Genomic DNA, 12013 nt, shown 5'->3' with positions numbered 1-12013 from the left:
AAATACATGGTCATAGCGAATGTGATTGAATAATCATATAGAACGTAAATTGAATGATCATATAGAGCACAAATGAAGCGTAAATGAATAGAAGGTAAACGAAAAAGCCTTTCGTCCATCGTAAAATGGAAGAAAGGCTTTTTTTGTTTGGTACAGCCAGCTAGTGGCTGATTTGTATCCAGGCAAGCAGAGAGGTCAAAGTAAATACAATTAACGCTTCAAGCTACGACCGTTTGTACTAATCACGTCTTTGTACCAGTGGAACGATTTCTTGCGATAACGATCCAGTGTACCTGATCCATCGTCATGACGATCAACGTAAATATAGCCATACCGTTTTTTCAGTTGGGCAGAAGATGCGCTCACGACATCAATACAGCCCCATGAAGTGAAGCCCATCACTTCAACGCCATCTTCCACCGCTTCGGCAACTTGTACCAGATGATCATTTAGATACTGGATACGATAGTCGTCTTCGACCGTTTTTTCGCCATCTGGACCGGTTACGAGTTCATCGACTGCACCGAGTCCATTTTCTACGATAAAGAGCGGTTTCTGGTAGCGATCATAGAACATATTGAGTACATAACGCAGTCCTTGCGGATCGATCTGCCAGCCCCATTCGCTTGCTTGAAGGTGAGGGTTAGGTACGCCGCTGAACAAATTGCCATGTCCAGCTTGCTTTTTGGAAGGATCAGCAGTTTCGCAAATGCTGACATAGTAGCTGAACGAGATAAAGTCTACCGTGTGCAGCAATGTTTCTTCATCGCCAGCTTCCATTTTGATCTCGATGCCGTGCTCGCGGAAGTAGCGCTTCATATAACCTGGATAGCGTCCACGTACATGTACATCACCGAAAAAGTAATTTTTATGCTCTGCCTGCATAGCGGCAATCACATCATCCGGGTTTGGCGTGAGCGGGTACGTTGGCATGCTCAGAATCATACAGCCGATTTGCGCATCCGGAATAATTTCGTGACAGAGTTTCACGGCAGATGCACTCGCCACAAGCTCATGGTGGATCGCTTGATACAGATCCTGCTTGCTCAGCTCATCTTTCGGTGTATAAATACCACCGCTCATAAATGGTGCTTCCAAAATCGAATTGATCTCGTTAAAAGTAAGCCAGTATTTTACTTTATCTTTATAGCGACGGAATACCGTTTCTGCATAACGCTCATAAAAGCCGATCAGCTTCCGATTCACCCAACCATCGTATTGTTTGGACAAATGCAGCGGTGTCTCATAATGAGAAAGGGTAACGAGCGGCTGAATGCCATATTTCAAGCACTCATCAAACAGGTCATCATAAAATTGCAAACCTTGTTCGTTTGGTTCAGTTTCATCGCCTTTTGGGAAAATACGCGACCAGGCGATCGATGTACGGAACACTTTGAAGCCCATTTCTGCAAACAGCTTCACATCTTCTTTGTAGCGATGATAGAAGTCGATGCCGACCAGCTTCATATTGTCTTCAGTCGGTACTTCAGTGATCGGTCCCATCACGCCTTTTGGTGCTACATCCTGTGTAGACCAGCCTTTACCATATTGATCAAATGCGCCTTCTGCCTGGTTCGCCGCAATCGCGCCGCCCCATAGGAAACCATCCGGGAAGTTCAATCCGTTATTGTGAGAGTTACTCATACTTAGCACTCCATTCATGATCTTTTTTTGTGCTACACTAATTAGCAGCACCACATCAAAAGCGTAATCGTTGTAACGGGTTACATGTCAAGGTTCATTTTGCGATAAAATAAAAATGATATCGGTAGCGGCAGTTCACGATGCCTATCTGTTGCACGATGATACCTATCTACTGCAAGATAATGCCCATCTGTTTCACAATGATGCCCTTCTACTGTATGATGAAGCCCATCTACGGTATGATTTAGATAGATTTTACGATACATGCTATAGCAACAATAAAGGAGATTGAGCAATGTCCAAGTTTGATCAAATTATAAAATTATCAGGCTACTCCAGAGCGACCGTATCGCGCGTGATTAATCATTCCCCGCATGTGAGTGATGAAGCAAGAGCGAAAATTACTGCGATTATGGAGCAGCTTAATTATATTCCAAACCGTAATGCTGTCTCGTTATCAACCGGACAGACGAAGCAGATCGGTATGGTGATGGCGAATACAAATGAGGTTGTGCTGGCCTTTCTGGAGCGATTTATCGATATTGCGATGGATTATGGATTTCAGACGATTATTTATACGACACGTGAGGATAAAACAAGTGAGCTACGTGCCTTTGAGGATTTGCGCAGTAAGCGAGTGGACGGGCTAGTCATCATTACATGTGTGAATGATCCCAAAATGCTGAAAACGTATTGTCAGTATGGACCAATCGTATCCTGGCAACGGATGGGCAATGATGAGATTCCATCGATTGCAATGGATCAAGGGATGGGGTATACGCTTGCGCTTGAGCATCTTGTGAAGCGTGGCTATACACATATTGCGAATATGTTTGGACGTGCAGATAGTTTGAATACACGGAGTCGCCGTGAGGCTTACGAGCAATTTATGGAAAGTCAGGGACTGCCGGTGAGACGCGATTGGTATCATTATTCTGTATTTACGAGCGCAAATGGAGAGCAGATCGTGCAACAATGGATGGCTGAGCAAGAGCTACCACAGGCTGTATTATGCGCCAATGATTATGTAGCGATCGGCATGCTGTCCGAAGCGCGGCGACAGGGTATAGAAGTACCTGAACAGTTGGCGATTGTAGGCTTTGACGATAGTGAGCTGTCACGTACACTGGGCATCACCACAATCCGTAATCCGATTGGGGATCAGGCAGTGCATGCCTTTTATCGGTTATGGGAAGTGCTTGGGCAGGAGCATATCGAGCCGAAGCGGTTGGAGTATGAGCTGATTGCAAGGGAGACGACATAAGTGTAGAAGATTAATATTTAATTAAGAAAAATATGTATTTACACCCTGTTTGTGTATGCTATACTTCATTTGAAATAATCAAATGGGGGGAATAAGGCGTTTCATGAAGACATATAAGCATATAAATCATACTATATATAATAATTTAAATGAAATTTTAAATAAGCTTGATAACCGTGTGGAAGTGCAGGCTTGTTCTATTATATTTGGAGAAAATAGAGAAACCCTTAATATAGCTTGGATAGAAGAAAGTATAACTAACGAAGAAAAATATGAAGTTAAAATTGAAACTCAAAAAACACTAACGAATGCTTTGAAAAAGTTAGGGATCTCAAATGATAAAAAAATAGATGAAAGCTTATTTTTAGCAGAAGAAATAAATAATCAACTAATTTTCCAATCATATATACAAGAAGAAAATACAGAGAATATCATTTCATCTATTTCTTCTACTGCTAAGTCTGAGAAGACACATATCCCGTATGAAACAATTATGTATGTCAATGATTTGAATATTGCTATTAGCAGTAAGTCTTTTCATATACGTTATATTTTACTTCTTAAAAATATAGACTCCGTTAATAATCACTTATTTAATTATAAACCTCAAGTAGCTTTTTTAAGGATGGTATTAGATTATTATTTTCAGGATTATTATAAAATTAATGAGCATAGTAATTTAGTCTTGCTTGATAATAACGGTAACATTGAAATGAGATATAGAGAGAATAGTAGTCAGTTTCTGCAAAGAATGGCTCGCCTTTTTTTTGGGAAGGTCGAGAATATGATATCTGAGAATAAAGATATGAGTTTTATGATGTCTTCTAGTCAAGAAATTACTGAAACAGAAAAAAGTCAGTACTATATTAATCCCTTATTCGATAAAATTGAGAGCATTTCAACAAGAACATATGAAGGTAAACATCCTTTTGGATGCCTACTCATTTTAACACCAAGTCAGTTATCTAATCCTGGGTTGATTAATTACCTTATTCACTTTGAGCAAACTCAAACCATCACGTTAGAAGATGCACGTCGCATTCGTAAATTATTAGAATTAACTAACAATGAACAAGATATGTACATCATTGCTGATCATAATATTATTTATGGAATAGGGGATATTAACTGGAGTATGTTAGAAGTGGAAGACGAAGCTTTATTCAAGGTTGAGTTTAAAGGCTTGTCTCGTTACGATCTGACGCTTGTCTCTACAGAAAAGCTTTCATCTAAAGATGCGAGAATTATTAATGAGGCAGATGCTAAAATATTTCAGATGACTACAAAATTGGGGATTGTATCCAAACCACTAATTAGTCTTTCTTTTAAATATCCTCAGATTGGAATAGAAGGCTTTAATGCTGAGCAATTTGAACGAATAATGAAGAATCAATTTAAAAGTATAGGTAATGATCATACCAAAAAGTTGCGTAGTATGATTCAAAAAGCTACAGAACAGCAAAATGGTACTATGATTGTTATTACTGATCCGTCTACAGCTAAATCAGAATTACAAAAATTGTCTAAGCAATCGACATTGATTCAATCGGAAGAAATAAACCCTCTCTTTATTAAATATTTGGCAACAATAGATGGGGCTATCTATTTTGATACAACTGGTGCTTGCCATGCTATTGGTGTGATTTTGGATGGATTGGCAGAAGGTGATGGTGGTGATGCCAGTCGTGGTGCTCGGTTTCATTCTGCCCATCGCTATATGGCGAAACTTAAAAAAGAGCACAAGGCCTGTGTCATTGCGATCATATCTGAAGATGGAATGGTTAATTTAATCCCTGAACCTGTCAATAAATTGACGGTTATTCGAGAAGTAAAGATAATGATGGAAGATATTTCAAAAAAAGATGAGCTTAACGATTCAGACTTCCAAAGCTATGCTGAAAAGTTGAAACAGTTATCGCAATATACAACAATAGAGCATAACAACTATTTCGATATTGCAAAAGCTTTATATCAAAAAGAGTCTTTTAAAGAAGCTATTAATTATTGTAATAGGGCAATCTCATGTTTAGAAAAATTTGATGCTACGTATCATCGAAAAAAAGCTAGTGCTTTATTAAAATACGCATATTCAGTCGGAAATCCTAAAGATAATCCAGATAAAAAGCAAGAAAAATTAACATATTTCAATTTATTACTAGAAGAAACCGAATTGATTATTAATAATTTGAATCAAAATAAATATATTAGTAATGATTATAATTTGAGAGCACTGGCTTTGACAGGTATAGGAGGCTTAAGCAATGGTAACGAACGTGACGAATACCAGGAGAAAGCATTAGATGATTATAATCAAGCGTTAAAAATCAATCAAAGTAGTACTTTATATTATAATCGGGCTATACAATATTTAGAAATGGAGAAATTTACAGAGGCAGCAAGGGATTATGGACTTTCATATATGATTGATTATAAAGACGAATCTTTGAAGAGAATGGAACAGCTCTTTGCTACAGAGCATTCTTTATTCTTTGATGTAATAGATATGTACATTGAAAAAAAAGACGAAACTCTGGACAAAGAAGAAACTATGTTAGAGTTTCTCAACACTCATGCTAAACGATTATTAGCTGAACATCCTAAAGAGGAAGATCGTCTTAAACAATATGAGTTATTTCAATCGATATTTCAAAATGAATGAGGGAGTTCAATTATTCTAATGAGAAATTATGACCATGCGGAACTTGTAAAGATCAGTACGAACAATAGTCAAAAAAAAATTGCTGTCATTTTTATTCATGGCAGGGGTGGCGATTATAGAGATACATGGCGTCCTCGAAATAGTACTGAAACCATATATGAACGACTTGCAAAAGAAAAGGAGCTACAATCACTTGAATTTTATAGCTTTAAATATCGAACAGGTTTAAAGCCACTACAATACGATTTTAAAACCATTGCCAAGTTGTTATATAGCGATATTGAAGCAAGATTAAATGATTATAAATTGCTATTTGTTGTTCATAGTATGGGAGGGCTTATAGCGCAGCAGTATATAATTGATCGTTATTTGGATTCTGACGAATTTGGTATAAAAGCTGTTAAAGGTGTATTGTATTTGGCCACTCCATTTCAGGGGTCTGGTTGGGCTAATGTCATTCATCCATTTACTAAATGGATTATGAATAAACAAATAGATACGCTGAGGCGAAGACATCCTTTCTTGAAAAGTTTAGAAAGAGATTGGAATAAATTTGTATACAGAGGAGGGGCGAAATCACTCTCTCCTAATATGGTTCATTCATTTTCACAAGTGTTGATGCGAGGTGTTAGAGATCGTGTGGTAGCATCAGAATCATCCAGCCCGTTATACATTGAAGCTAAAGTGTTGGATGTGGATACAGGTCATGTTGATATAGCCAAAATGATTGATACGAATACTACCATTTATCGTCATATTTATAATTTTCTAATAAAAGAATGTGTACCTTTTAGTATTCAACAAACAACAGGTAAAGAAATTGAATGCTATGTTGAGTCTCAAACTGCTACAGCACAAAAATATCCATCTAGTATACTATATGTACACGGATATGATAAGCAAAAATATGAGAAACAAGCTCATATTGAGATGGATTTTCGAAGATTTTTTGATATTAAAGTTTCTCCTAGACGTATGCCTTCACCAGAAGAATGGCAGACAATTAGAAATGAGATATCTACTCATGCAACTAAATGGATTCAGTCTACTGATTTTAATCAGAAACAAGTCCGCATTTATGGAAAAATGAGTTTATCATTAGGGCTTATGCTTGGTCACTATTATGCTAAAAATAGAAGTATCATTGTCGAAGTTGAACAAGGTGACATGATTTGGAGTACAAATGAAATAGATCCAGCATATAAAGTTCATAAAACTGAAAAAGTAGGCTCCAATCTTAATAGTACACAAGTGGTCGTAATAATTAATGCCAGCGGAAATATTGAAGTGAATGTCAACAATTTCATTCAAGCAGAATCTATCGAGCATTTTCGAATTATTCAAATTTCTCCGCAAATTAGTTCAGGACGCGAACAGTCAATTGGGCATAATAGTTTGAAAAATGGGCAGCAAGCAGCAGCATATGCTTTTCAGGTTAAAAATATTTTAGATGATATTAAACAAGAAGGAATTCAAAGCATTCATCTATTTATCAATGGTCCATTAGGACTTGCTATATTTATTGGGCATTTTTTAAGTGTTGTGAGCACACTTTATGTATATGAATTTACTAATCCAAGCTATATACAAGCATATAAAATTTGAGTTTGTCAAGTTGGGTACAATAGGCGTGTTATTTGGTACAAATAAGCTTTAACTAAGTTTGCATGTGAATATTTTTTTTACAATTTTTTATATTTGGTTTCGTGAAAATCCATTTTTATCATTATTTAGAACCATATTAAAGATAAAAATAGTTCTTTTCATTTGTCATCTTTCTTCAATTGGGTAATTATTCATTATACTGTAAGTACTTCTACCAATAATAAACATATATAATTTATTAGTAGGCTAATGCAGTTTGTAGTCAATTAAACAATTGAAGTTTAACATCTTGAAGAGGGCGGGGATGTATGTGAAGCCGATTGCTGTACAGCCGTACTACAAAATTGAGCGCAAATTAAATAGCACTGGACAGAATTATTTGACCGATGAACGCGAGATGGTGCTATATGAGGATCGGCTCATCACCCATCGTCGCGAATTTCCTCTGGCGGATATTTTTGATATGTCTTACCGTAGATTGGGTGCAGGAGAAGGTTTGTTTTATTTACACACGAGCAAAGGCGTATTTTCATATACGATTCGCCATGATCCTGCACGATTTATTCGAGCATTTCAGGATTATGAGCGTTCAAAGCAACAGGTGAGAGTAAGAGGATGAACGAATAGTCAGGGGATAAACCGATAGAAGGATAAGGCTTTTGTCTGAACTGCTGAAGGCTGGCAGTTAGGCAGGAGTCTTTTTTGTTAGCATGATTGGATACGGACGGTGCGGAGTTACATTATTGCTTGGATTCAAAAATGAATTGAAATATCGATATTTGCTGCGAAGCGTTTTTATATGTCATATGAGCTACATAGACCATACGCCTACTTGGAAGGGATCAAAAGCGAGGATAGGTGAGAAATAATTACGAATCGAATACATCGTTTTAACTTCTTTATTTAATTTCTTTATTTGACTTCTCTATTTAACTTATTGCTCTAGTTATTTCCCCAGTCCAAACGAAGTTACACAACGAGCTGAATCGCCACTGAATTAGCTCACCAACAGCTCACGTAATAATAATTCGATCCTTGCTTGCCAGTAAACGCAGTTCACGTAGTAGCTGGTCGCGGCTAAAGGATAGTACATCGAGCTGTACACCATAATGGAAGCGTCCGGCTTCTTCTCGATGCCATTGTAATCGGCCATCCATTTGGAGTGGTTGTTCATGCAGAAGCATGTTGATGTTCACATGGACTTCATTGTCTCTGGCTGGAATCTCTACAGGTAGGGAGATACGACAACCGGAACGGCTAAGATCGAGTAGTAGCGCCTGAATAGGTTTTGGAGTGACCGTTTGACCATTAATATTTAAAATAAATAACTCAAAAAACACAGGTTGTTTTAGAACGTATCGAAATGGTGATTTTCTGCGATTATGTGACATCTGGACCCCTCCAATCCCTATATAAATATTTATGCACGCCTGCTACTAATTGTGCTTAAAATTGTTATGTATGTAACTTACTATCGTCATTACAGTGAAATAATTGAAGTGTTGCTATGTAAATATGTATAAATTTCAATTATTACAGAGGTGACAACATCGTATTTACATCATGATAAAGCTGAAACTTATACGGTGATAAAGTGCTTCGACTAGCGTAACGACTACAAATATGGCGGAGAAACTATACATCGAGCCAATCATACGGAAATTTGTCATTCAGATCGTCCTTATTCAGATCATCTGTATTCAGATTATCCGTCAGGAACGTCGAGAAGGACTGTTATCGATCTAGCGGGCAAAATGGAATAAAGATAATAAAAGGAAGGAACGGTATAGCTATGAAACGATCGCTATAGCTATAAAACGAGCGCTATAACTATGATATGTAGCTGGATTTGTATACACAATAAAAGCGGAGGAAGTATGCACCATCTTTGCATATTCCCTCCGCTACGTATCGTTATATCCAATCTAAGGCAATGCCATCTTCCTGAAATGTAAACCTATGAAGATCAATATCACATCTAAAGTGCATCTAAAGTGCATCTAAAGTGCATCTAAAGTGCATCTAAAGTGCATCTAAAGTACATCTAAAATACATCTAAAGTACATCCAGGTTCACACAGAATCTCTGCTTACTGTAGAACGCTGAACAGCTATTTCATCGAATGGCTGTAATAAAGATTCATAAAAGCACAACAACTGCTGACTTGGCGCATCCCACCCTAATTGTAATGCGGATTGTCTGGCAGCATGACCGATTCGCTGTCTGAGCTGCTTATCCAGCAGTTCTAGCACACGCTGACGAAACGAATGCGGTACATGGGGATCGTACAGCATACCTGTTACACCATGTTGAACCTGTTCCAATGTAGGCCCACTCTGTGCTGCCACGATCGGCAAGCCTGCTGCCATTGCTTCCAACAGCACAAGTCCCAGCGTTTCTGTCGTTGATGGAAACATAAAAATATCACTGGATGCATAGGCCTGAGACAGCTCTTCACCATGCAGAAACCCGGTGAATACCGTTGCAGTTCCGGCAAAATGCTGCTCCAGCGCTGCACGATGAGGCCCATCACCAACAATCGCAAGCCGCAAGCGATCGGAATGATCCAGCACATCGCGAATGCGATCAATTTGTTTTTCCGAGGCAAGCCTGCCAACATAGAGTAAGAGCAATTTGTCCGGTTCGCCGCCGCTTAAGCGTTCTCGCATGCTTTCACTACGAAAAGCAGGATGGAAACGTTCGGTATCTACGCCGCGCTGCCAAAGCTTTACGCGAAGAAACCGCTGACTTTGCAGTTCCTGCATAACTGTGTGTGATGTACATAGATTGAGTTGTGCCTGATTGTGCAGCAAGCGCAAATACCACCATAGCACAGGCTTCATCCAGCCGACACGATAGTGATCTGCATAATGCGGAATATGCGTATGATATGAGGCAACGAGCGGCCATTTTTTCCCAAACCAAATACCGGCAGCACCAAGTACAGCCGGGTTGACCACATGCACCAGATCAGGCTCGAACTGACGGAGCAATCTGGCAATACGAGGGAGGGGCAGAGCGAGTTTTTTGGAGCGATAGAACGGGAAGCGATACGCTGGAATGCCTGCGATGGCAGCACCTTCGAATTCGTGCAAGTCCGCTTCGGGCGCGATGATCAGTATTTCATGTCCCTGCTGGCGTAGCCAGCGAATGACGGCGGTCAAGCGTGTGACAATACCGTCGGTGGAGGGCAGAAATGTTTCGGTGATGATAGCGATTTTCATGGACGAGCGCTCCTTTTACTGGGCCAGCGCCTCCTCGGTAATGCGTTTAATATCGATCGTTGAGAAGGTGCCTTCGTGAACCATGTCCGGCAAAATGTTGTCCAGAAAATAGTCCACACAGTGTAACTGGATATTTTTGATTTTGACGATGGCATTGCGGTACATTGCGATAAATTCCTTCTCGGTATTGCCGCGTTGCAGCTCGGAAAATGCTTCATATACCTGATCCATTTTATCAGCGACTTCAAGGATCAATCCTTCGGTGGAATCGTCTTTCCCTTCATGCAGTTGATGACGAAAGATCTGTTTGAACTCTTCTGGTATATTTTCCTCAATAAAATGTTCGATCATGCCTTCTTCAACTTTTTGCAGCAGCGAACGCAGCTCCAAAGAGGAATGCTTGACCGGTGTTTTAATATCGCCGATAAAAATCTCGCCATAGTCATGGCTGCTCGTAATCTCATATAGCTTTTTCCAATCGATCGATGTGCCATGCATTTCTTCGATGTCGGCAAGCGTTTTGGCGTACTGTACGACTTTCCAGGAGTGGGCAGAGACGCTATGCTCTTCGAACTTGAATTTACCGGGGCAGCGAATGATCCGTTCTAAATCATCGAGTGAACGGAAATAGGTATGAATTCCCATAAGACTAACCATCCTTTGATTACTGTGAGTTGTGTGAAATAATAACAATATCTGCTTACATGAACTGGAGAAGATATCCTATCCAGCATAGTCGTTCATTGTTAACGATACATTAAACAGATGTCAATTCTTACACAAATGTACGAAAGCGTTATTTTAGAGGGAGGTACATCATGATCATAAGCGGGTTGAAGGTCGAAAGGCTGATCGATTTTATCGAAAGCAATCGGATGACAGTGTCAGCATGCGAATATGCGTTACCACAGCTGGAAGCTTTATGGATAGAGTTAAAACATGCGCTGGATAGTAACGATAGCGATCCAGATGATATGATACATAACTACCAGCAACAGCTCCATATGAAAGTGAGTGAGCAATTGAGCAACCAGATACGGGAGCTGATTCGACGTATAACTATGCTGAGCGCTGCTATAGAAGAAGCGTCTATTCAGCAGCTACAACAGCAATTGTATGAAAATACGAAACAACTCCGACAGCTTATGGAGCGGCATAATGCGGATACCGTCGAACAGCTTGAACAATGGCGGATGGAAGCCGGAATTGAAGATTTCTATGTTTTACGTCAGACCGAGCAGGGCAGACTCGTTATCGCAGGTAGTCGGGATTATAGCTATTATCATAATGTGGAGCTGATCTTTCACGAGGTGCAATTTATGATGCTGCCAGCGCAAATATTTACAGCAGAACGATTGCGGCTGGCGACAACAGAAGAAGTGGCAGACTTGAATGAAATGATGTATGGACATCAGCAGATGGGTCGTGTATTTTGCCTGGAATCGCTGTTTGAAGGGACGCGCTATTATGTGGTCGCTCGTCAGTTGGAGTACAATACAGATACCGTGTATTATTACAAACGGGAGCCGCTTGGACCGGGTGAGCGTATTGCCGAATATTTGTCGCTGCATAAAGAGTAAGTGGGATTGTGGGTTGTGGTATAGGGGTAGTGGAATG

Annotated in this window: 9 protein-coding genes; 5 read left to right on the top strand and 4 right to left on the bottom strand. The window is 39.5% G+C overall.

Translation table 11 applies throughout. The features are described from left to right. Nucleotides 1–210: 210 nt before the first annotated feature. Nucleotides 211–1644: a glycoside hydrolase family 1 protein gene (locus tag AAHF22_RS14875; protein WP_347325808.1), complete on the bottom strand. Its 1434-nt coding sequence runs from the start codon at nucleotides 1642–1644 to the stop codon at nucleotides 211–213. 295 nt (nucleotides 1645–1939) lie between these two features. Here AAHF22_RS14875 and AAHF22_RS14870 point away from each other — a divergent pair, with 295 nt between their 5' ends. From AAHF22_RS14870 to AAHF22_RS14855, 4 genes are all read left to right on the top strand, one after another. Next, nucleotides 1940–2908: a LacI family DNA-binding transcriptional regulator gene (locus AAHF22_RS14870; RefSeq protein ID WP_347325807.1), complete on the top strand. Its 969-nt coding sequence runs from the start codon at nucleotides 1940–1942 to the stop codon at nucleotides 2906–2908. 103 nt (nucleotides 2909–3011) lie between these two features. Then, complete coding sequence (locus AAHF22_RS14865; RefSeq protein WP_347325806.1) at nucleotides 3012–5567, top strand: diadenylate cyclase; 2556 nt, start codon at nucleotides 3012–3014, stop codon at nucleotides 5565–5567. Between the two features lie 18 nt (nucleotides 5568–5585). Then, nucleotides 5586–7172, top strand: a complete 1587-nt coding sequence (locus AAHF22_RS14860) for an SAVED domain-containing protein (RefSeq protein WP_347325805.1) — start codon at nucleotides 5586–5588, stop codon at nucleotides 7170–7172. 310 nt (nucleotides 7173–7482) lie between these two features. Continuing rightward, nucleotides 7483–7791: a hypothetical protein gene (locus AAHF22_RS14855; RefSeq protein WP_347325804.1), complete on the top strand. Its 309-nt coding sequence runs from the start codon at nucleotides 7483–7485 to the stop codon at nucleotides 7789–7791. 394 nt (nucleotides 7792–8185) lie between these two features. Here the strand turns inward: AAHF22_RS14855 and AAHF22_RS14850 are convergent, their stop codons facing one another. The 3 genes from AAHF22_RS14850 to AAHF22_RS14840 form a co-directional block, all read right to left on the bottom strand. Then, the gene (locus tag AAHF22_RS14850) at nucleotides 8186–8563 is read right to left on the bottom strand and encodes a PilZ domain-containing protein (RefSeq protein ID WP_347325803.1); all 378 of its coding nucleotides are present in this window, start codon (nucleotides 8561–8563) and stop codon (nucleotides 8186–8188) included. 681 nt (nucleotides 8564–9244) lie between these two features. Next, nucleotides 9245–10396: a glycosyltransferase family 4 protein gene (locus tag AAHF22_RS14845; RefSeq protein ID WP_347325802.1), complete on the bottom strand. Its 1152-nt coding sequence runs from the start codon at nucleotides 10394–10396 to the stop codon at nucleotides 9245–9247. A 15-nt stretch (nucleotides 10397–10411) separates the two neighbouring features. Further along, nucleotides 10412–11041, bottom strand: a complete 630-nt coding sequence (locus AAHF22_RS14840) for a YfbR-like 5'-deoxynucleotidase (RefSeq protein ID WP_347325801.1) — start codon at nucleotides 11039–11041, stop codon at nucleotides 10412–10414. 173 nt (nucleotides 11042–11214) lie between these two features. Between AAHF22_RS14840 and AAHF22_RS14835 the strand changes: the two genes are divergently transcribed. Beyond that, nucleotides 11215–11976, top strand: a complete 762-nt coding sequence (locus tag AAHF22_RS14835; protein ID WP_347325800.1) for a hypothetical protein — start codon at nucleotides 11215–11217, stop codon at nucleotides 11974–11976. Nucleotides 11977–12013: the final 37 nt, after the last annotated feature.

Origin of the sequence: Paenibacillus wenxiniae (genome assembly GCF_039822605.1) — a bacterium.
Lineage (GTDB): Bacteria > Bacillota > Bacilli > Paenibacillales > Paenibacillaceae > Saccharibacillus > Saccharibacillus wenxiniae.
The sequence above is the reverse complement of the archived record's forward strand: the minus strand, read 5'-3'. Positions and strand labels throughout refer to the sequence as shown.

What these genes read in the sequence shown, in the direction of transcription:
- AAHF22_RS14875 (WP_347325808.1), bottom strand. Translation starts at nt 1,644, where the DNA reads ATGAGTAACTCTCACAATAACGGATTGAACTTCCCGGATGGTTTCCTA.
- AAHF22_RS14870 (WP_347325807.1), top strand. Translation starts at nt 1,940, where the DNA reads ATGTCCAAGTTTGATCAAATTATAAAATTATCAGGCTACTCCAGAGCG.
- AAHF22_RS14865 (WP_347325806.1), top strand. Translation starts at nt 3,012, where the DNA reads ATGAAGACATATAAGCATATAAATCATACTATATATAATAATTTAAAT.
- AAHF22_RS14860 (WP_347325805.1), top strand. Translation starts at nt 5,586, where the DNA reads ATGAGAAATTATGACCATGCGGAACTTGTAAAGATCAGTACGAACAAT.
- AAHF22_RS14850 (WP_347325803.1), bottom strand. Translation starts at nt 8,563, where the DNA reads ATGTCACATAATCGCAGAAAATCACCATTTCGATACGTTCTAAAACAA.
- AAHF22_RS14845 (WP_347325802.1), bottom strand. Translation starts at nt 10,396, where the DNA reads ATGAAAATCGCTATCATCACCGAAACATTTCTGCCCTCCACCGACGGT.
- AAHF22_RS14840 (WP_347325801.1), bottom strand. Translation starts at nt 11,041, where the DNA reads ATGGGAATTCATACCTATTTCCGTTCACTCGATGATTTAGAACGGATC.
- AAHF22_RS14835 (WP_347325800.1), top strand. Translation starts at nt 11,215, where the DNA reads ATGATCATAAGCGGGTTGAAGGTCGAAAGGCTGATCGATTTTATCGAA.